A 19,601-nucleotide genomic window follows, 5' to 3' on the forward strand; every position below is an offset into this window, starting at 1 on the left:
TGCGTAACTGTTCAGTACTACTCAATTAATGACGGTGAGTTCCTTGGGGAACCGGGTCAATAGCTCCGGCCCGTCGGGCCGCACCACGAGCGTGTCCTCGATCCGGACTCCGCCCCGGTCGGGCAGGTAGACCCCTGGCTCGACTGTCACCGCCGAGCCAGCAAGCAGTGTACCGGTGGCGCCGGCACCGATACCCGGTGCTTCGTGGATCTGCAACCCCACACCGTGGCCGAGACCGTGACCGAAGTTCTGTCCGTATCCGGCGGCGGCGATGACATCGCGGGCCGCGGCGTCCACACCCTTCAGCGATGCTCCGGGTGCCAGGGCCTCCCGCCCGGCCGCCTGTGCGACCAGCACCAGTTCGTAGATCTCCTGCTGCCACGGCGACACCGATCCCAGCACCAGGGTGCGGGTCATGTCCGAGTGATATCCGGCGACCAGTGCACCGAAGTCGATCTTTACGAAGTCGCCGGTGGCCAGCACCGCGTCGGTGGGTCGGTGGTGCGGTATCGCCGAATGCGGGCCGGCCGCGACGATGGTCTCGAACGACGCGCCGTCGGCTCCGTGTTCACACATGAGGTTCTCCAGGTCGCGGGCGACATCACGCTCGGTGCGCCCAGGCCGGATCCCGCCCGTCTCGATCAAGGCAGATAACGCGGTATCTGCTGCAGCGCAGGCTCTTTCGAGGAGGAGTACCTCGGATTCGTCCTTCACTTCCCGGAGTTTCTCCACCCGGTTCGGGGCCCGGACCAACTCGACGTGCCCGGCCGCCGCGCTCAATTTGTCGAATCCGTCGACGGTGACCACGTGGCTTTCGAATCCCGCGCGCCCGGCGGCGGCCGACGCGATCAGCGCCGCGCCGTAGCCACGGTCGATCAGTGCACGCAGATCCGGAACCTGCGCGGCGGCTTGGGTGCGGTAGCGGCCATCGGTGCACAACACGGTCGCCTTCTCATCCGCTCCGTCGCTCGCGGCCACCCATAGTGCGGCGGCGGACCCCGTGAAACCCGTCAGATAGCGAATGTTGACCAGGTCGGTGATCAGAAGCGCATCGAGTCCGTCGGCGCGCAGACCCTCGCGCAGTCGTTCCCGGCGATCGATATGGCTGAGGACGGTCGTCATAGGTGTCGACGCTACCGCGATACGCTGGGCCCATGCCCGAAGCTGGAACACGTTCCATGACCGCGCAATGGCTTACCCGGGGCGCCGTCTTCGCCGTCTTTATGGTGCTGATCCGCGTGATACAGGGTCTGGCCATCAGCGTCTGGGAGACCCACGGCACCCTCATCAACATCACGCTGGTTCTGGTGTTCGTCGCGGCGGTGGTGGTCTGGGCGGTCACCGACGGCCGCGGCGATGCCCGGCGCAACCCCGATCCGGACCGCCGTGAAGATCTGGCCATGTGGTGGCTGCTGGGCGGCATCTTCGCCGGTGCGGTCAGCGGCCTGGTGATCTGGCTGATCAGCCTGTTCAACGAGGGAATCTACGCGGCGGGCGTCCTGGCCGAGCTCACCACCACCGCGGCATTCGTGGCGCTGCTGGTGTTCGGACCCGCCATGGTCAGCGTATTCGCGGGCCGACTGCTAGTGGACCGCAAGGAAAAGGAGCACGCCGCGCTACAGCAGTCGGATACCGACGTGTTCCAGGCGGTTCAGGACGAAGTGGACGTCACGAAGTAGCGCAGCGCCAGCAGGTATCCCTGCACGCCGAGCCCCACAATCACCCCGGTGGCCAACCCACTGAGGTACGACTTGTGCCGAAACTCCTCGCGTGCATACACATTCGAGATGTGCACCTCGATCAATCCGGCCGTCAATTCGGCACACGCATCCCGTAGCGCAACCGACGTGTGGGTGAACGCGCCCGCATTCAGGATCACCGGATCCTTGGCGTCCGCGGCATCGTGAATCCAGCCGAGCAATTCGGCTTCGCTGTCGGTCTGGCGCACCTGGACATCCACACCCAACGAGTCCGCTTCGGACCCAACGAGTGACACCAGCTCCTCGTAGGTGACACTGCCGTAGACGGCGGCCTCCCGTTTACCGAGACGGCCGAGATTGGGGCCGTTGAGAACCTGGATCGTCACAACATCACTCCCTCACCAGTGGTCGGCCCTGCCACCACCGAGTACGCGGCGGCCAGCAGTGACGGGTCGGGGCCTTCCAGTCGTCCCGGCTTGGCCAACCCGTCAAGCACCACGAATCGCAGTATGCCCGAGCGGGTCTTCTTATCGCCCTGCATCGATTCGACGAGCTGTCCCAGCGCATCGGCGTCGTAACGTGTCGGCAGCCCGAGCGCCGAGAGCACTCGCGCGTGGCGATCGGCGGTCTCGTCGTCCAGGCGTCCGGCCAAGCGCCCCAGTTCGGCTGCGAACACCAGACCGACCGACACGGCGGCACCGTGGCGCCACCGGTACCGCTCGCGCCGCTCGATCGCATGACCGAGGGTGTGGCCGTAGTTGAGGATCTCGCGTAGCTCGGCTTCCTTCTCGTCGGCGGCCACCACCTTGGCCTTGACCGCGATGGAGCGTTCGATGAGCTCGCGCAACACCGGCTTGGACGGATCGATCGCAGCCTCCGGGTCGGCCTCGATGAGCTCGAGGATGACCGGATCGGCGATGAATCCTGCCTTCACCACTTCGGCCATACCTGCGACGATTTCGTTGCGCGGCAACGAGTCGAGGGTCGCCAGGTCCACCAGCACCGCCCCCGGCTGGTGAAATGCGCCGACGAGGTTCTTGCCCGCCTCGGTGTTGATGCCCGTCTTGCCGCCAACCGCGGCATCGACCATCGCGAGCAGCGTGGTGGGTACGTGCACCACCTTCACGCCGCGCAACCACGTGGCGGCGGCAAAACCGGCGGTATCGGTGGCGGCCCCTCCCCCCAGGCTGACGACGGCGTCTTTGCGCCCTATGCCGATGCGGCCGAGTACCTCCCAGATGAATCCGAGCACGGCCAGATCCTTGCCTGCCTCGGCGTCGGGAATCTCGACCCGATGCGCATCGATTCCGGTGTCGGCCAGGGTCTTCCGAATTTCCTCGGCGGTGGCCGCGAGGGTGGGCTGATGCAGTATCGCCACCTTGTCGGAGCCTTTGAGCGCGCCCACCAACTCACCCAATAGACCCGTTCCCACGATAACCGGGTAGGGCGGGTTCACCTCGACGGTGATCGTCGTCGGCTCGGCGCTAGTCATTGTCGGCTCTTCCTTTAGTGTCGGTTCCGGGGGTATCGCTCTTGGTCGCCGCGGGAGTGCCGGACGTACGGCGCCGCGATCGGGGACGCCGTCGGGGGCGCCGCCGCCGTGAAGAAGCTGTGGCGCCCGTCTCGGGGTTCTCCAACCGAGACACGATGGTCCGGACCACTGCGCCGGGATTTCGCCTGTCGGTGTTGACCTTGATGGTGGCGACCTCTCGGTACAGCGGAACTCGCTGCGAGATGAGGGCGTGGTACTTCTCGGCACGGTCCGGCCCAGCCAGCAGCGGACGCACCACACTTCCCCCGGTGCGCCGAATTCCTTCCGCGGCACTGATTTCCAGGTACACGACGGTGTGCCCGCTGAGTGCTTCCCGGACGCCTGGAGTGAGCACGGCGCCCCCGCCGAGCGAGACCACCCCATCCTGCTGATCGAGCGCCTGCCGAATCACCGATTCTTCGATACGCCGGAATTCTGGCTCCCCGTCGGTGGCGAAGATGTCGGCGATGGTGCGGCCGGCCTGTGCCTCGATGCCGATGTCGGTGTCATAGACGTTGACGTTCAACGCTTTTGCCAGCCGACGGCCGATGGTGGACTTACCCGACCCGGGCAGTCCGACAAGGACGGCTTTGGGGCTCATCCCGCTGTGTTAGCCGCTCTTCGCGCAGGCTGCTCATCGGAAGATTCTCGGCGCGGCTCCCGCAGCGCCACCGCATCCAGGTACGCACCGACGTTGGTCTTCGTCTCGGACAGTGAGTCTCCACCGAACTTTTCCAGTGCGGCACGGGCCACTACCAGCGCGACCATTGCCTCGGCGACCACGCCCGCAGCCGGGACCGCACACACGTCGGAACGCTGGTGAATTGCGACTGCCTCGTCGCCGGTGGACATGTCCACGGTCGCCAACGCCCGCGGAACGGTGGAGATGGGCTTCATCGCCGCCCGCACTCGCAGTGGCTGACCGTTGGTCATGCCACCTTCCAGCCCACCGGCGCGATTGGTGGAGCGCAAAATGCCGTCGGGACCCGGGTAAATCTCGTCGTGTGCGGCGCTGCCGCGTCGGCGCGCGGTAGTGAAACCGTCACCGATCTCCACACCCTTGATCGCCTGGATACCCATGATCGCCGCCGCCAGTTGGCTGTCCAGCCGGTCGTTTCCACTGATGAACGAGCCGAGTCCGACAGGCAGACCGGCGACCACCACCTCGACCACGCCGCCGAGGGTGTCGCCGTCCTTCTTGGCTGCCTCGATCTCGGTGATCATGGACTGTTCGGCTTGTGCGTCGAACGCCCGCACCGGGCTGGCGTCGATGGCGTCCAGGTCGGCGGCGCCCGGTACCGGACCTTCGTAGGGATCGGAGTCGCCGATGGAGATGACATGCGAAATGACATCGACTCCCAGGGCCTGCTTCAGGAAGGCCTTGGCGAGGGTGCCCACCGCCACACGCGCCGCGGTCTCGCGCGCGCTGGCCCGCTCGAGCACCGGGCGGGCGTCATCGAATCCATACTTGAGCATGCCTGCGTAGTCGGCGTGCCCCGGACGGGGCCGGGTCAGCGGCGCGTTGCGCGCGATGTTCTCCAGCTCGGCGGGGTCCACGGGGTCCGGAGACATCACGGTCTCCCACTTGGGCCATTCGGTGTTGCCGACCTCGATGGCAACCGGACCGCCCAAGGTCAGTCCGTGGCGCACGCCGCCGAGCACGGTGACCTGATCGGCCTCGAACGCCATCCGCGCACCCCGGCCGTAGCCCAGGCGGCGACGCGCCAGCTGCCTACCGATGTCCTCCGATGTCAGTTCGACACCGGCGACCATGCCTTCCAGGACCGCGACCAACGCGCGTCCATGCGATTCACCTGCCGTGATCCAGCGCAACACGTGCACCATTGTCCCATGCGGGCAGGCCGGTCTTCCAAATCGATCGGGACAGTGGATGGTTCTTTGTCAGATGCCCGGCGCGAGGACCATCAGCGCGGTCGCTAACGCCGTGGCCAGACACATCGACGGTCCGTGCGGAACCGATACTGCCCGGCGCCCGCACGCCATGAGCAGCACACCAATCAGGCCGGTCAACAGCGGCGCACCGATTGCCGCCAGAAACCACGTGTCCAATCCGAACGCCCCCGACAATCCCCCGGTGCCGAAGGCGAGCTTCACGTCCCCTGCGCCCATCGCGCGCGGCGAGAGCAGATGTGCGGCCAGGTACACGATCGTCAACGCCACCGCGCCGGCCAACATCGGTGGATTGCGGTCGAGCATTGCCACCACGACGATCCCGGCGGCTGCGGGCAGCGTGAGCCAGTTCGGCAGCCTGCGGTACCTGATGTCGAAATATGACAGCGCCGCCATCCAGCACAGCACCGCCGCCCCCACCCCGTAAATCATGTGGGGAATGTAGCGCCGCGCGGCTAGATTCGGAGTAGTGACGAAGACATTGTGGAGCCCGCAGGAATACAGCCGATTCGGAGACGAACGCAGTCGCCCGTTCTACGAATTGCTGTCCCGGATACCGGCCTCGACTCCGCACACTGTCATTGACTTGGGTTGCGCCAGTGGAATCTTGACCGTCGAATTGGCCCGCCGGTGGCCCGGCGCATCGGTGCTGGGACTGGATTCCTCCGCCGAGCTGCTGGCCACCGCACCCGCTGACCTGCCCGCCAATCTGCGTCTGGAGCAAGGCGATATCGCGGACTTCCGGGCCGACGGCGTGGACGTACTGTTCACCAATGCGGCCTTGCAATGGCTTCCACAGCACCGTGAGCTCATCTCCGCATGGGCCGGGCAGCTCAATCCGGGTGGATATCTGGCCTTTCAGGTTCCGGGCAACTTCGGAGCACCCTCGCATGCGCTGATGCGCCAGGTGGCTGAATCGCCACGCTGGCTATCGCGATTGGACGGTGTGCTGCGCGGAACCGAGAGCACGGACGGAGCCGAAGGTTATGCGCGCCTGGCCATTTCCGCCGGCTTGGTTCCGGACGCCTGGGAAACGACATACGTGCACCTGCTGGCGGGCGAGGATCCGGTGCTGCGATGGGTGCATGGCACCGGGCTGAGGCCCGTTGTGTCGGCACTGTCGGCCGACGAATTCGCCGAGTTCGAGTCGGAGTATGCCGGGCTGCTGCGCCAGGCTTATCCGCGCTCCGGCGAGGTGACTCCCTTCGGATTCCGCCGAATCTTCTGTGTGGCATCCAAGCCGGAAGTGGGTCGATAGAATCGGGCGGTGCCGGATACCAATGCCAAGGAACGCTCACTCACTGGGCATGAGGCACGTTGGGAACGGCACAACTCCGCCCGCCAGACCCGCATCGTGGAGTCTGCCGTCGCGCTGCTCGATGAAACGCCGCCCGGCACCGAGATTCCCGTGCAGTCGATCGCCAAGCGGGCCGAGCTGGCCAAGTCTGTGGTGTACCGGCAGTTCGAGGGACGCGAGGACCTCGATCGGCGCATTCGTTCGTATCTGATGGAGGACTTCGATACGACAATCTCGTCGCAGCTCGATGTCACCAGAGGTTCCATCAACGACATTGCCACCAGAACCATTCGGGCGGTACTGGATTGGATGACCGATTACCCCCATCGCTATGAGTTCATGGGCTCCGGCACCACCGACGAGGATCCCGCCGTCGATGCGGTCAGTACGGTCAAGGTGCGCATGGAGCAGCGTGTCCGGGGAGTCCTGATCCCGATCACCGAGTTACTCGGAATCGACTACAGCCCCTTCGAATCAGTCACTTACGCGGTGGTGACGATGGTCGAGGGAACCCTCTCCCGGTGGTTGCGGGAAACCGACCCCGTGCGCAGCCGCACCGAGATCGTCGAGGATCTGGCGAACTACGTCTGGTACGTACTGGACGGGGCCGGGCGTTCGATGGGCGTGTCGCTGGACCCGCAGACCGAGCTGATGGCGGCTATCGCCGAACTGTCAGGCGCCAACCGCTAGCGGCGTGCCCGCGGGCGAGCGGTCGGGCTCACTGCGGTACCGCGACGGACGGCCGTCGATGTGCAGCACCTTCCACAAGGGGCGCACCCACCACGGCCGCATTCCGATGTCTTCGGTCAGCTTGCGCATGTCTCCGAAGTACTCGGCAAGCGTGTGACGCGCGTGCTCGCTGCGCCAGAAGGCCTGCTTGAAAACCTCACGCGGGATGCCGAACTCGGCGGCGAAGCTCCGTGGCGGAATCATGATCTCGTTCGCCAGCAGCTTCATGACGACCGGGAACAGCAGGGTGCACAGTGCGCGCTTACGCGCACTCATCAGCGGCATATGTACGCGCAGGAACTCACCGGCGAAGGAGATGTGCCGCGCCTCTTCGGCCACATGGATTTCCATCGTTCGCCGGACGGCGGGAGGCAGGTCGACGTCCTTGCGGATCAACGACTTCTGGTAGTGGTCGATGGGCTCTTCGCCGCCGAGGATGCCGATGAAGAGCACCACGTGCGCCCAGCCACCCGCTACGCCGATAATCGGCGAGAGCCTGCGGAACCACTTGCGCATGCCCGGAACGTCGTCACCGATGCGGTTGACGAGTTCCTGGAACATCTGGATGTGGTTGCACTCCTCGGTCATCTCGTGGAGGCAGTAGCGGAACTCCGGCGAGCCGTTCGGCAGCTTCATGAGGTACTGCATCATGCCGCGGATCAGGATGCTCTCGAAGGCGAGTCCGACCTTGACGCTGTTGGCCAGCCGCCAGCGGCCGATCTCGATCTGACGGTCGAGGGGCAGATCCCGGTACCACTGGGTGGCGCCGAGGGTGTCCAGCTCGGGGTTCAGCACCCAGCGGGGGTCGTTGCGGTCGATCTGGTAATCGGGCGCATCCCAGTCGATGTCCGTGAAGGGATCGAAGTGCAGACGCACCGAGCCTTCGGACAGCGTGTGCAGGGTCTGCAGGTACTCCGCGTCGAAATCGCTCGGCCCGGGGACGGTGTAAAGCGGCATTGCTTCCTCCTCGAATTACCTACCAATTTACTGGGACGCGGCATCCCATGCAACATCTGGTGGGACCAAAAGTCCCATAAATTTGATTCGCGCAGGTCGCCTCTACTCGTGAGGCTGAATCTGCCCGGTGGCCAGCGGCCGCCAACGCCGGGTTATCGGGTGCTCAGCGCAGGGCGGAGGCCATCGCCGCACGTGGTGCGGGCTGCCCGGTGAACAGCTCTACCTGGGTGAACGCCTGGTTGAGCAGCATCTCCAAACCGCCGACGACCGCCGATCCCCGATCGTGTGCCTTAACCGCCAGCTCGGTGGGCCAGGGGTGATAGATAACGTCGAGAATCGCCGGAGCCGCCGCCAGGGAATCCGAATAGGGTGCCGCCGCGTCCGCGGGCACGGTGCTCACCAGCACGCCGGACGATGCGCACACCGAGGACAGCGCGGCGTCCCCGAAACCAATCACCGAGGCCCGCAGGCCCACTCGCTGCGCCAGCTCCAGAGCTCCGTGCGCCCGGCTCGCATTCCGGGCCACCACCGTCAGGGACGTGATACCCATTGCCGCCAGCGCCACAATGGCCGGCCGCGCGGTACCGCCGGCGCCGACGATCACCGCCGCACGCTCCGCGGGTTCGATTCCCGCACCGCGCAGCGCTCCGGATACGCCATCGACGTCGGTATTGTCGGCATGCCAACCGTCATCGGTACGCACCAGGGTGTTGGCGGCACCGATCAGCCGCGCACGTTCGGTGCAGCTCGACGCCGATTCCAAGGCGGCGAACTTGCCGGGCATCGTCACCGAGAAACCCACCCAATCGGGCCCGGCACCGCCCACCACATCGGGCAGCTGCTCAGCCGTGCACTCGATGCGTTCGTACGTCCAGCCCGTGAGCCCCAGCGCGCGATAGGCGGCCAGGTGTAGATCGGGTGAGCGTGAATGCCCTATCGGTGAGCCGAGCACCGCGGCGCGGCGAACCTCAGCCGCGCTCATGCTCTACGCCCGGGAGGCTCATCGCGCACTGTCCAGAATGCCGTTCTTCTTAGCCAGCTCGATGTTGGCCAAATGCTCGTTGTAGTCGGCGGTGAACAACGTGGTGCCCTCGGCGTCGATCGTGACGAAGTACAGCCAGTCCCCCGGCTCCGGATGCTCGGCCGCCTGAAGTGCCTCCGGGCTCGGCGAAGAGATCGGGGTAGCCGGGAGTCCCTGCGACACATAGGTATTCCAGAGTGTCTTGCGTTCGCGGTCGTCATCGGTGGTCGCGACTTCCTGGCGGTCCAACGGGTAGTTCACCGTGGAGTCGAATTCCAGCTTCTGATGCTTGGCAAGCCGGTTGTAGACCACCCGCGCCACCTTCGCGAAGTCACGGGGTTTGGCCTCCCGCTGCAGCAGCGAGGCCACCACCAGCACTTCATAGGGCGACAATCCGGCCGCATCGGCCTGCAGTAACCCCAGCTGCTGGTACTGGTCGCTGCTCTCGCGGATGAGGGAGGCCAGAATCTGCTCCGGCTCGGCCATCGGGTCGAAGTCCCACCGCCCAGCGGCGATCAGCCCCTCGATGCGGCGGTGGTCGTCACGGACGGCGTTGACTCCGTTGGACGCCCACTGCGGGACCGACAGCTCGGCCTGCGATGCCGTCGTGGCGGCCTGCCGCAAGTCCGAAGCGGCCACGCAATGCTTGTCGCCATCCAGCTCCACGCACGAAGCACGCGCGATGAGGGTGAAGATGCCCTCGGTAACCGCACCATTGGCCACCGCGGAGACGTCATCGAGCTGACGGCCCTCCGGGATGACGAGCAGACCGACACGGTTGTCTTGTTCGGCCAGACGCGCGACGGCATCCTTGCCGGGAATCTTGGTGCGCAGCTTGTAGAAGCCGGGCTGGATCGCGGCGATGGCCTGATTGCCTTGCGCGGCATCGGTGAACGCACTCGGGGTGGCCACCACTCCCTCGTCCTTCAGCCGCTGTCCGATGACCTTGGTGGTGTCGCCGCGATGCACCTCGAACACGAAGTCCTTGACCCCGGAGCCCGAGTAGTCGGTGACGGGGGCGTCGGCACCGAAGAGGCTGTCCCACAGCTTGGCTCCGCCGACAACGGCAGCGACGGTGATGATGACAACCAGCGCGAGACCCGCCAGTCCGGCGTTACGGCGACGCCGCGCCGCAGCCCTACGGCGCGCCCGTTCGCGACGGGTCTCGCGAGGACGCGGACCCACGGCCACCGGGACGGCCCGGCGACCGCCTCCCCAGTCGTCGTCGGGCTCCTGGCGATCGTCCCAATCGCGCCAGTCGCTCAACGCGTGCCCCCTTCACTGCCGCACCGGCGACGCTGCTCAAGCCAATCCTGCAGAATGGCCACCGCTGCCGCCTGGTCGATGATGCCGCGCTGCTGACGAGACCGTACTCCTGCCTCACGCAGGGAACGCTGGGCGGTAGTAGTAGTGAAACGCTCGTCTACTAAGCGCACCGGCACGGGCGCGATTCGCTCACTCAGCTCGCGGGCGAACGCGGCGGCATCGCGCGCCGAGGCCCCCGTACCTTCGCGCAGGTTACGTGGCAGGCCGACAACGACCTCTACCACGCTCAGCTCCTCGACCAATTCCACGATTCGGCGAAAATCACTGTCTTCCTTGTTATCCCGCGCGACCGTTTCGACCGGGGTGGCAAGAATTCCGTCGGGGTCGCACGATGCGACCCCGATTCTGACGGTGCCTACATCCACGCCGAGACGACGGCCTCGGCCCGGATCATCCGGGCCTGGACGATCAGGGGCAGGAGCTTCGCTATCGGGCACTCGGTTCAGGCCTGGCGGATCTGTTCACGCAGCGACCGCAGTGCCGCGTCAATGCCGGAGGGGTCCTTACCGGAACCCTGTGCCGTGTCGGACTTACCGCCGCCTCGACCGTCCACGGCCGATCCGATGGCACCCACGAGATCGTTGGCACGCAGCCCCGCATCTTGAGCGGCCTGGTTGACCGACACCACGAAGGGCACCGAGCCCTCGCCCGCCGCGATCAGCGCGACCACCGCGGGGTCACTGCCGAGCCGGCCCCGAATGTCTCCGATCAGGCTGCGCAGGTCACCGGCGCCGGTGCCGTCGGGCAGCCGGTGCGCCACCACGGTGACGGTGCCGGCCGACGTGCTCAGGCGTTCCGCGTTGTCCACCAATGTCGAGATGGAGGCCTTCACCGAGGCCAAACGTGTTTGCTCCAGCTCCTTTTCGGCCACCTTCAGGCGCTCCACCAAAGTGGCGACCCGGCCGGGAACCTCCTCGGAGGGCACCTTCAGGCTTGAGGACAGCGCAGCCATCAAGGCACGTTCCTTTGAGAGGTACCGGAACGCGTCCAGGCCGACATAGGCCTCCACCCGGCGCACACCCGAGCCCACCGAAGACTCTCCCAGCAGCGTCACGGGTCCGATCTGGGAGGAGTTGGCCACGTGCGTGCCACCACACAATTCGAGCGAGAACGGACCGCCGATGTCGACAACGCGCACGTTGTCCCCGTAGTTCTCACCGAACAGCGCCATCGCGCCCATGGCCTTGGCCTTGTCCAGATCGGTGATGAAGGTGTTGACGGGGTAGTTGGCCTCGACCGCCTTGTTGGCGACATCCTCGACCTCTTGCCGCTGCGCCTCCGAGAGCGCTCCCTGCCAGCTGAAGTCGAAACGCAGGTATCCGGGCCGGTTCAGCGAGCCCGCCTGAACGGCATTGGGCCCCAGTACTTGCCGCAGCGCGGCGTGCACCATGTGCGTGCCCGAGTGGCCCTGAGTGGCGCCGTGACGCCACTGCGGATCCACCGAGGCCACCACCTGATCACCCTCGACGAACTCACCGGATTCCACCGTGACCTTGTGCACGAACAGGGTTTTGGCGATCTTCTGAACATCGGAGACCTTCGCCTGCGATGTTGCGTTCGTCCCGTCGCCGCGAATGGATCCGACGTCGGCGATCTGGCCACCCGATTCCGCGTAGAGCGGGGTGCGGTCCAACACGATTTCCGCCTCGGCGCCCGCCGAGGCGACCGGCACCCGGGCGCCGTCGACAAAGATGCCCAGAATCGTGGCCTGCGAATCTAATTCGTCGAACCCGGTGAATTCCGTGGGTCCCGCGTCCACGAGTTCGCGGTATGCCGTCAGGTCTGCGTGGGCATGCTTGCGTGCGGCGGCGTCGGCCTTGGCACGCTGCCGCTGCTCGTTCATCAGCTCACGGAAGCCGCTCTCGTCCACCGAAAGCCCGGCCTCGGCCGCCATTTCCAGGGTGAGCTCGATGGGGAATCCGTAGGTGTCGTGCAGGGTGAACGCGTCGCTACCCGAAAGCGTGCTTTTTCCTGCCGTTTTCGTCTTGTCCGCGGCATCCTCGAACAGCTTCGAACCGGAGGCCAGGGTCCGGTTGAACGCGGTCTCCTCGGCAACGGCGATTCTGCTGATGCGTTCGAAGTCGGTCACCAGCTCGGGGTACGAGGGGCCCATCTCGTCACGCACCACGGCCATCAGCTCGCCCATCATGGGCTTTTCGACGCCAAGCAACTTGGTGGAGCGGATGATCCGGCGCAGCAGGCGGCGCAGCACATAGCCGCGGCCCTCGTTGCCGGGGCTGACCCCGTCGCCGATGATGATCGCCGCTGTGCGGGCGTGGTCGCCGATGACGCGGTAGCGCACGTCGTCCTCATGACTGCCCTGCCCGTACCCGCGCGGGGCAACCGCTGCCACACAGTCGATGACCGGGCGCACCAGGTCGGTCTCGTAGACGTTGTCGACACCCTGCAGCAGACACGCGATGCGCTCGACACCCATGCCGGTGTCGATGTTCTGGCGCGGCAGCGGGCCGAGTATCTCGAAGTCGGTCTTGGAGGTCCCCTCGCCGCGCTCGTTCTGCATGAACACGAGATTCCAGATCTCGATGTAGCGGTCCTCGTTGGCCTCCGGGCCGCCTTCGATGCCGTACTCGGGGCCGCGGTCGTAGTAGATCTCCGAGCACGGACCGCAGGGACCGGGGATGCCCATGGACCAGTAGTTGTCGGCCATGCCGCGGCGCTGGATCCGGTCCAGCGGCAGCCCGGCGATGTCCTGCCACAGCCCGATGGCCTCGTCGTCGTCGAGATAGACGGTGGCCCACAGCCTCTCTGGGTCGAAGCCGTAACCACCTTCGGACAGCGGGTTGGTCAACAGCGTCCAGGCAAGCCGGATCGCCTCGCTCTTGAAGTAGTCGCCGAAGGAGAAGTTCCCGGCCATCTGGAAGAACGTGTTGTGCCGGGTGGTGATGCCCACCTCATCGATGTCCGGGGTGCGAATGCACTTCTGGACACTGGTGGCCGTGTTGTACGGCGGCGTGCGCTGCCCCAGGAAGAACGGCACGAACTGGACCATGCCGGCGTTGACGAACAGCAGGTTGGGGTCGTCGAGGATCACCGAAGCGCTCGGTACCTCGGTGTGACCGGCCTTCACGAAGTGGTCCAGGAATCGCTTCCGGATCTCGTGTGTCTGCATGTCGTCCTTGCGTGTAGCTGGGGAATCTGACCGGACCACCCTACCGGTGTGTCCACCTACCGCCGGTATACGCCAAGGTCACCAGGGCCCGCCACCAGGTATCTGCTCCGTCACAATTCACCGAGCTAACCGCGAACAGTCCCTCCACATGGACAGACGGGCTCCGGCTTGCCTCACAGCAATCGCGGTCCGGCTCTAGCCGTACGGAGCGTCGCGGATCGAGCTGTCGACGGCTCCGCCGATCGGCGCGGTTGCCAGCCCGGTGAACGGTCCCAGGAACGGGCTCAACAGGATGCCGGCTCCTGCCTCGGCGGCATTACCGGCGGCACCCGCGCCCACGTCGCGGCCGTACTGCTCCACCCACGGATCAACCGGTGCGGGTAGCGGCGGGCCTGGATCTTCGAGGATTGGCTCGGGGCCCGGTTCGGGTTCCGGGTCTGCCCACACGCCACGGCGGGCGCTGCCATCACAGCGAGCGACGCCAGTAGTCCGCCCGCGGCCACACGCATACGTAACGCCATGCCATTCAGTATGCCGAGTGTGCGATTTGTGTCGGTTTTCTGGCCAGAACCGACAGAATCCGCACACTCGATCAGAACTCAGGGCCTTTTCAGCCCACGCCGGATGATGGCGCGCAACTTGTCCAGCCGCGATCCGATGTCACGCTCGGTGCCGTGATCGGTGGGCTGGTAGTAATCGGTGCCGACCAACTCATCGGGCGGATACTGCTGTGCCACCACCCCGTCGCGGTCGTTATGCGGGTACACGTAGCCGACGGCGTTGCCGAGTTTGGCCGCCCCGCTGTAATGGCCGTCACGCAGATGAGGCGGCACCAGCCCGGCCTTGCCCGCGCGAATGTCACCCATCGCCGCCCCCAATGCCGCGGGCACCGCACCCGACTTGGGCGCGGTTGCGAGGTGAATGGTGGCGTGAGTCAGCGTCAGCTGCGCCTCCGGCATCCCGATCAGCTGGACCGTCTGGGCCGCCGCCACCGCCACCGGCAATGCGGTGGGATCGGCCATCCCGACGTCCTCGCTGGCCAGGATCATCAGTCGCCGGGCGATGAAGCGTGGGTCCTCCCCCGCGATCAGCATCCGCGCCAGATAGTGCAGCGCGGCATCCACGTCTGACCCGCGGATGGATTTGATGAAGGCACTCACCACGTCGTAATGCTGATCGCCGTCGCGGTCGTAGCGCACGGCAGCGCGGTCCACCGACTGCTCCACCACCTCGACGGTCACGGTGCCGCCCGCTCCTCCCGCGGTCTCCGCGGCGACCTCCAGCGCAGTCAGCGCGCGTCGTGCGTCACCCGCGGCGAGTTGCGCCAGCAGGCTCAGCGCCTCGGGATCGACGGCCACCACGCCGCCGAGCCCACGTTCATCGGCGATCGCACGCGTAAGCACTTCCCGAATATCGTTGTCGCCCAATGGCTGCAGCTGAAGGATCAGCGAGCGCGACAGCAGCGGTGCCACCACGAAAAAGGAGGGATTCTCGGTGGTAGCGGCCACCAACAGCACCACCCGGTTCTCCACGGCCGCAAGCAGAGCGTCTTGTTGCGTCTTGGAGAACCGGTGCACCTCGTCGATGAAGAGCACCGTCTGGCGGCCGTGGACGGCCGCGCGGCGTGCATCATCGATGACGGCCCGCACCTCTTTGACGCCGGCGGACAAGGCGGACAACGCCCCGAACCGGCGCCCGGTGGCACCCGAAATCAAGGATGCGAGAGTGGTTTTCCCCGTGCCCGGAGGTCCGTACAGGATGACCGAGGCCGCACCCGAGCCGTCGACAAGGCGGCGCAACGGCGAACCCTGTTTGAGCAGGTGCCCCTGCCCCACCACTTCATCGAGCGTGGCGGGACGCATCCGGACAGCCAGGGGCGCGTTGGGCGGCACCCCGGCATCCGCCGGGGCCGACTCGAAAGCGCCCCCGGGCACGTCGAACAGGCTGTCTGACACGTCTCAGGCTTACCACGTCGGGCCGACGGGTTCAGCCCGCCGGTTGGGTCACGAAATCGATCAGCTCCTCAACACGGCCGATCAGGGCCGGCTCCAGGTCGGTCCAGGTGCGCACCTTGCCGCGGATCCGCCGCCAGGCCTCGGCGATCTCGGTCTGGCTGCCGTGCGGCCAGCCAAGCGCCTGGCAGATGCCGTGTTTCCACTCGATGTCCCGCGGCACGCTGGGCCAGGCATGCAGTCCGATCCGCGCGGGCTTGACCGCCTGCCAGATGTCGACGAACGGATGCCCCACCACCAGGGTGTGCTCGCCATAGGGACCCTTTTGCACCGTTTCGGCGATACGTGACTCCTTCGACCCCTTCACGAGGTGGTCGACCAGAACGCCGAGTCGACGGCCCGGCCCCGGCTGGAATTCCTTCACGATGGCGGCCAAGTCATCCACCCCGCCCAGGTATTCGACGACCACACCTTCAACGCGCAAGTCATGGCCCCACACCTGTTCGACGAGCTCGGCGTCGTGACGACCCTCGACGTAGATCCGGCTGGCCAACGCCGTTCGCGCCTTGAGCCCGTGAACCGCAACCGATCCCGACGCGCTCCGGGTCGCCTTGGTGGGGGTGTGCCGCAACGGCTCCTTGAGAATCACCGGCTTACCGTCGATCAGATATCCGGGACCTACCGGGAAGCCGCGAACACGCCCGTGCCGGTCCTCCAAGTCCATCCGGCCGTACTCGATGCGCACCACCGCGCCCACAAAACCCGTCTGGGCATCCTCCACGACCAAGCCTTTTATCGCCGCGACCTCGGTGGATTGCGGACGCCGCGGAGCGTGCGGGTTGTTGGACAAGATGTCAGTGCCATAGCGATCAGCCACCCGGCGATCGTAGGAATGCGTCGAGATCCCAGCGCGTTACGACGCGCCCGCGTGATTAGACCGTGACCGTAACCGCATGGGTCTGGGTGCGGCGGAGAGCACCAGCAAGTCGTGCGGTGTACACCGTTCAAAGGCAACTTTCGGTGGACATTCTTCATTTGCTGATTCATAGTGCACGAGATGGCTGCGCGTTGGTTCTGGGATCACTGCCAAGCGGTGGAGCTTCTGGTCCTTGCCTTTGCCGCACCAGCTGTTCTGTACCGCGGGTGGCGATGGTGGACAGGTAGACCATCGCTTGCATTAGCGGCAAGTGCAATTTTTGCAGTGTCCATATGGCCGTGGGCGCTGTGCGATATCGAGCCAATATGGGCGGCGTTATCTCCGGAAGCACAGGCCTTTCACGCTGCGGGAGGGATCGGTGTCGTGGCGTCGGCAAGCGCCTGGGTGCTTGTGGTTGAGGCATGCGGTCAGGCCGATCGCTCGATTCGTCGCAAGAAGATCCAGAGACTCGTTGCGGGAGCGACGATTACGTTCGTAGCCGTTGCAGCGTTGACCGTTTCGACGGTATCAACACCGGGAGGGAGTGACTTCTTCACCTACCTGACTGAGCCCCGCCGCGACTCACTCAGCCTCTTAGCAGCCACCCTTATCGGCCACATCTTTGCCGCGGCAGTGTTAGCCCATCTAGCCCTGCTCGCGATGCGACGGATGGACCACACGCCCGCCGGCCAAGGCCTGGGCTTGCTTGGAGCGGCCGGCGGTGCGGTCGCGATTGCGGTCGTAACTCGCGGAATCTGCGCCGAGCTTTTCCAGTGGAATGGATATTCACCTCCGGCATGGTGTGGGCTAACCGTGCAGACGAGCGCCATCACGGCAGGTGCGGTACTTGCCATTTCGGCCTTGACATGGCCCCCCACGGCGCTACGCCGCCAGGTGCGTCACACGCTGCGCCGACTTCAGCCCTTACGTGAAGCATTGATCGAACTGTTCCCCGGGCTGGCTCCGCCGCGGCAGTTCCGGGTAGGCCTAACGGCGGTGCCACCGGAATGGATTGGCCAAATTCAGGATGGACTAAGCCTACTCGCGCAGTACCGCGATCTGCCACGTGAAGCTTCTTCACCACCTGAAAATCGCACGAAACATATTCAGGCAGTTATTGATTGGATCCATGGACAATCGCCATTAGGCATGAGCACCGTATGGCTTCACGCGCCACCACAGCTGACGAACACCGAGTGGATCCAGGCCCTCGCCGATGCATTTATGCCGAGGCACCCAGTTCAATAGCCAAGCGCCAGAACCATTCAGCAGAATATGTCGTCAATGCGACGCCGAGACGAGGGCTCCCCGGCCGCACCCGCTCGTTCCAGACGGCGTAAAACCAGACCCGCGAAACGTTCGGCATCGATTTCCTCATCGGGCCACGCGCGGGTTTCGTCACACGAGCGCTGCAGCATGAAGGCCACCAGATCTATCGAGGCAGCCTCCATGTGCGCTGTCGCGTACTCGGTGATCGCCTGCCCACGGTGACCTAGGACCATATGACCGAGTTCATGAGCAATAGTCCGCTCTCGCGACAACTCCTCTGATCGAACCCTCAGCACGTCCCGGTCCGGGAAAGATAACCACTGCCCAAAAACCCCGACCGGCAACCGCCCGTCCTCGATCGCAATTGGTCTGCCGCGCTGCAGGCCCCACGTCTCGACGAGCGTCATCAGCGAGGATGTGCCTGCCGGCGCAACAGCGAACACTCCATCGACAGCGGTTTTGATTTCTGCGTTTCTCGACCGGCGCGCAAGCACGCCAAAATGGGATATGCCTAAACCCCGCCGACTATGCATCCGCAGAAAATAACAATCCTCGACTCACCCAGCAAGACATGGCATATCCGCTACCTCCATACAGAGGCCCTGAGAACTCAGTCCTCCATGAGAGATTCGCCGCGCAGCGCCGCGATGACGTCGGTGGCATGACCGGCGACAACGGGGTCGCCCACACGCTCAGCGGCCGCATGTAGCGCTACCCATCGCCCCAGCAGCGCGGCATGGCTGGGCGCAGGATTCCCGAAGGCCACAGTGTCGTCGTCGAGATCGACGTCGATGGTGAAGTACTCGTGCGTGGCGAGCCACACCCACATCAGTCGCGCATCCAGGACGCGCCGCGCAAGCGTCTCGTCGTCGGCCAGCCCGGGGGCGATCGACACCACATCGGAGCGCCAGGCTTCGGTCATCGCATCATCGAGCTCGGCGACTTCCTCACGCTCGGCGGCACCGAGAAACTCCGGGTAGACGGTGAGTGCGTGGGCGATGTCCAGCACGATGTCGCGGAATCCGCCCCATTCGTAGTCAAGAATCCGGACACCGTGCTCGGTGACGAGGATATTGTCGGGGGCGACCTCAGAGGGGCTGAAGGCGCGAACGCCGCCCTTTCCGAAAAGCTCAGCTGTTTGCTGTAAACGAGAAATCAGTGCAGGCGACACTTCGAGGGCGTACTCGCTTCTGAGGATCTGCTGCAGTGGGTCGATGGTTTCCGCCCCGCCGATGCGCTGCTGCGACGGGTCGACATCGGTCTTCTTCACATCGATGCGCCTGAGCAGCGCAGCAAAGTCGCCTTCACGCCCCACGGTGGCTACGTGCATCCGCCCCAGGGCTTGCGCCCACGCCATCAGCGCATGGTTGATCGCGGCACGATTACGCTCTGCCAACAGCTCTGACATGGTCGGCGCAGAACCCAGATCGGTAAGCACGATGAGCCGTTCGGCAATCGAGTAGGCAACCAGCTCGGGGCCGGGCCGATGCTTGGCCGTCAAGGAGTTTGCGAACTGATACGACACAACCTCGCGGAGCACGGCGGCCTCGGATCCGCCTTCGGGGACCTGCTTGATCACCATCGACTTGGGCAACGCGAAAGGGTTCTGCACCGCGCGGACCCGAAGGACGATCGCAGGCCCGCTGCCACCGAGATCCTCGGGTTCAGCCAACGTGACGGTTGCCCCCGCGCGCTTGGAGAGCAACTCCTCGGCTGTGGCGATAACCTGCGCGACGGGGTCTGCCAATAGTGTCGTCATTACCGCCTCACCTTACCTCGTCTTTATAAGACTGTGGGGCGGCACACATTCCTCCCGGTATTCACCTCCACGCATTTGCCGATCAACGCGGCGGGTATCGCCC

General features: G+C 65.3%; 19 protein-coding genes and 1 pseudogene. 4 read left to right on the top strand and 16 right to left on the bottom strand.

Translation table 11 applies throughout. From position 1 onward, the window contains the following. Positions 1-21 precede the first annotated feature (21 nt). A complete protein-coding gene (locus tag RHO23_RS09460; RefSeq protein ID WP_057965967.1) occupies positions 22-1,122 on the bottom strand; it encodes a M24 family metallopeptidase in 1,101 nt (366 codons plus the stop codon). Positions 1,123-1,154: 32 nt separating this feature from the next. Here RHO23_RS09460 and RHO23_RS09465 point away from each other — a divergent pair, with 32 nt between their 5' ends. Beyond that, on the top strand, positions 1,155-1,679 hold the full coding sequence (locus tag RHO23_RS09465) for a B-4DMT family transporter (RefSeq protein ID WP_423488969.1): 525 nt from the start codon (positions 1,155-1,157) through the stop codon (positions 1,677-1,679). On the opposite strand, the gene aroQ is transcribed toward RHO23_RS09465, so the two are convergent. The 5 genes from aroQ to RHO23_RS09490 all read right to left on the bottom strand — a co-directional run bounded on the left by aroQ (position 1,652) and on the right by RHO23_RS09490 (position 5,574). Beyond that, the gene (aroQ, locus tag RHO23_RS09470; RefSeq protein ID WP_423488970.1) at positions 1,652-2,086 is read right to left on the bottom strand and encodes a type II 3-dehydroquinate dehydratase; all 435 of its coding nucleotides are present in this window, start codon (positions 2,084-2,086) and stop codon (positions 1,652-1,654) included. The genes RHO23_RS09465 and aroQ overlap by 28 nt on opposite strands. Beyond that, on the bottom strand, positions 2,083-3,192 hold the full coding sequence (gene aroB / locus RHO23_RS09475; protein ID WP_030093563.1) for a 3-dehydroquinate synthase: 1,110 nt from the start codon (positions 3,190-3,192) through the stop codon (positions 2,083-2,085). The genes aroQ and aroB overlap by 4 nt, the downstream gene beginning before the upstream one ends. Continuing rightward, positions 3,185-3,832: a shikimate kinase gene (locus RHO23_RS09480; RefSeq protein ID WP_423488971.1), complete on the bottom strand. Its 648-nt coding sequence runs from the start codon at positions 3,830-3,832 to the stop codon at positions 3,185-3,187. The genes aroB and RHO23_RS09480 overlap by 8 nt, the downstream gene beginning before the upstream one ends. Continuing rightward, complete coding sequence (gene aroC, locus RHO23_RS09485; protein ID WP_030093565.1) at positions 3,829-5,067, bottom strand: chorismate synthase; 1,239 nt, start codon at positions 5,065-5,067, stop codon at positions 3,829-3,831. Before aroC ends, RHO23_RS09480 begins: the two co-directional genes overlap by 4 nt. 66 nt (positions 5,068-5,133) lie before the next feature. Next, complete coding sequence (locus RHO23_RS09490; protein WP_217339431.1) at positions 5,134-5,574, bottom strand: prepilin peptidase; 441 nt, start codon at positions 5,572-5,574, stop codon at positions 5,134-5,136. A 37-nt stretch (positions 5,575-5,611) separates the two neighbouring features. Between RHO23_RS09490 and RHO23_RS09495 the strand changes: the two genes are divergently transcribed. Continuing rightward, on the top strand, positions 5,612-6,400 hold the full coding sequence (locus tag RHO23_RS09495) for a methyltransferase domain-containing protein (RefSeq protein ID WP_423488972.1): 789 nt from the start codon (positions 5,612-5,614) through the stop codon (positions 6,398-6,400). A gap of 9 nt (positions 6,401-6,409) precedes the next feature. Further along, complete coding sequence (locus RHO23_RS09500; protein WP_030093568.1) at positions 6,410-7,129, top strand: TetR/AcrR family transcriptional regulator; 720 nt, start codon at positions 6,410-6,412, stop codon at positions 7,127-7,129. Here the strand turns inward: RHO23_RS09500 and RHO23_RS09505 are convergent. The 8 genes and pseudogenes from RHO23_RS09505 to RHO23_RS09540 all read right to left on the bottom strand — a co-directional run bounded on the left by RHO23_RS09505 (position 7,112) and on the right by RHO23_RS09540 (position 16,431). Continuing rightward, positions 7,112-8,125, bottom strand: a complete 1,014-nt coding sequence (locus RHO23_RS09505) for an AurF N-oxygenase family protein (RefSeq protein WP_030093569.1) — start codon at positions 8,123-8,125, stop codon at positions 7,112-7,114. The genes RHO23_RS09500 and RHO23_RS09505 overlap by 18 nt on opposite strands. Positions 8,126-8,288: 163 nt before the next feature. Next, the gene (locus tag RHO23_RS09510) at positions 8,289-9,107 is read right to left on the bottom strand and encodes a shikimate dehydrogenase (protein WP_423488973.1); all 819 of its coding nucleotides are present in this window, start codon (positions 9,105-9,107) and stop codon (positions 8,289-8,291) included. 18 nt (positions 9,108-9,125) lie between these two features. Further along, a complete protein-coding gene (mltG, locus tag RHO23_RS09515; RefSeq protein ID WP_030093571.1) occupies positions 9,126-10,412 on the bottom strand; it encodes an endolytic transglycosylase MltG in 1,287 nt (428 codons plus the stop codon). After that, positions 10,409-10,909, bottom strand: a complete 501-nt coding sequence (gene ruvX / locus RHO23_RS09520) for a Holliday junction resolvase RuvX (protein WP_070941087.1) — start codon at positions 10,907-10,909, stop codon at positions 10,409-10,411. The genes mltG and ruvX overlap by 4 nt, the downstream gene beginning before the upstream one ends. 5 nt (positions 10,910-10,914) lie before the next feature. Next, complete coding sequence (gene alaS, locus RHO23_RS09525; protein WP_423488974.1) at positions 10,915-13,602, bottom strand: alanine--tRNA ligase; 2,688 nt, start codon at positions 13,600-13,602, stop codon at positions 10,915-10,917. 195 nt (positions 13,603-13,797) lie between these two features. Beyond that, positions 13,798-14,123, bottom strand: a pseudogene (locus RHO23_RS09530) (hypothetical protein). Between the two features lie 78 nt (positions 14,124-14,201). Continuing rightward, the gene (locus RHO23_RS09535; RefSeq protein WP_423488975.1) at positions 14,202-15,557 is read right to left on the bottom strand and encodes a replication-associated recombination protein A; all 1,356 of its coding nucleotides are present in this window, start codon (positions 15,555-15,557) and stop codon (positions 14,202-14,204) included. Positions 15,558-15,588: 31 nt separating this feature from the next. Further along, positions 15,589-16,431 (bottom strand): DUF3097 domain-containing protein, encoded by an 843-nt coding sequence (locus tag RHO23_RS09540; protein ID WP_057965975.1) that lies wholly within the window; start codon positions 16,429-16,431, stop codon positions 15,589-15,591. A 180-nt stretch (positions 16,432-16,611) separates the two neighbouring features. Here RHO23_RS09540 and RHO23_RS09545 point away from each other — a divergent pair, with 180 nt between their 5' ends. Beyond that, positions 16,612-17,718, top strand: a complete 1,107-nt coding sequence (locus tag RHO23_RS09545) for a hypothetical protein (protein ID WP_423488976.1) — start codon at positions 16,612-16,614, stop codon at positions 17,716-17,718. 17 nt (positions 17,719-17,735) lie between these two features. Here the strand turns inward: RHO23_RS09545 and RHO23_RS09550 are convergent, their stop codons facing one another. Further along, complete coding sequence (locus tag RHO23_RS09550) at positions 17,736-17,972, bottom strand: hypothetical protein (protein WP_423488977.1); 237 nt, start codon at positions 17,970-17,972, stop codon at positions 17,736-17,738. A 377-nt stretch (positions 17,973-18,349) separates the two neighbouring features. Further along, on the bottom strand, positions 18,350-19,498 hold the full coding sequence (locus RHO23_RS09555) for a kinase (RefSeq protein ID WP_070941091.1): 1,149 nt from the start codon (positions 19,496-19,498) through the stop codon (positions 18,350-18,352). Between the last annotated feature and the right edge of the window lie 103 nt (positions 19,499-19,601).

Source organism: Mycobacteroides sp. PCS013 (assembly GCF_049532645.1).
Classification (GTDB): Bacteria; Actinomycetota; Actinomycetes; order Mycobacteriales; family Mycobacteriaceae; genus Mycobacterium; species Mycobacterium gwanakae.

What these genes read in the sequence shown, in the direction of transcription:
- RHO23_RS09545 (WP_423488976.1), top strand. Translation starts at nt 16,612, where the DNA reads ATGGCTGCGCGTTGGTTCTGGGATCACTGCCAAGCGGTGGAGCTTCTG.
- RHO23_RS09490 (WP_217339431.1), bottom strand. Translation starts at nt 5,574, where the DNA reads ATGATTTACGGGGTGGGGGCGGCGGTGCTGTGCTGGATGGCGGCGCTG.
- RHO23_RS09550 (WP_423488977.1), bottom strand. Translation starts at nt 17,972, where the DNA reads ATGGTCCTAGGTCACCGTGGGCAGGCGATCACCGAGTACGCGACAGCG.
- RHO23_RS09510 (WP_423488973.1), bottom strand. Translation starts at nt 9,107, where the DNA reads ATGAGCGCGGCTGAGGTTCGCCGCGCCGCGGTGCTCGGCTCACCGATA.
- RHO23_RS09465 (WP_423488969.1), top strand. Translation starts at nt 1,155, where the DNA reads ATGCCCGAAGCTGGAACACGTTCCATGACCGCGCAATGGCTTACCCGG.
- RHO23_RS09460 (WP_057965967.1), bottom strand. Translation starts at nt 1,122, where the DNA reads ATGACGACCGTCCTCAGCCATATCGATCGCCGGGAACGACTGCGCGAG.
- RHO23_RS09555 (WP_070941091.1), bottom strand. Translation starts at nt 19,498, where the DNA reads ATGACGACACTATTGGCAGACCCCGTCGCGCAGGTTATCGCCACAGCC.
- aroB (WP_030093563.1), bottom strand. Translation starts at nt 3,192, where the DNA reads ATGACTAGCGCCGAGCCGACGACGATCACCGTCGAGGTGAACCCGCCC.
- alaS (WP_423488974.1), bottom strand. Translation starts at nt 13,602, where the DNA reads ATGCAGACACACGAGATCCGGAAGCGATTCCTGGACCACTTCGTGAAG.
- RHO23_RS09480 (WP_423488971.1), bottom strand. Translation starts at nt 3,832, where the DNA reads ATGAGCCCCAAAGCCGTCCTTGTCGGACTGCCCGGGTCGGGTAAGTCC.
- RHO23_RS09505 (WP_030093569.1), bottom strand. Translation starts at nt 8,125, where the DNA reads ATGCCGCTTTACACCGTCCCCGGGCCGAGCGATTTCGACGCGGAGTAC.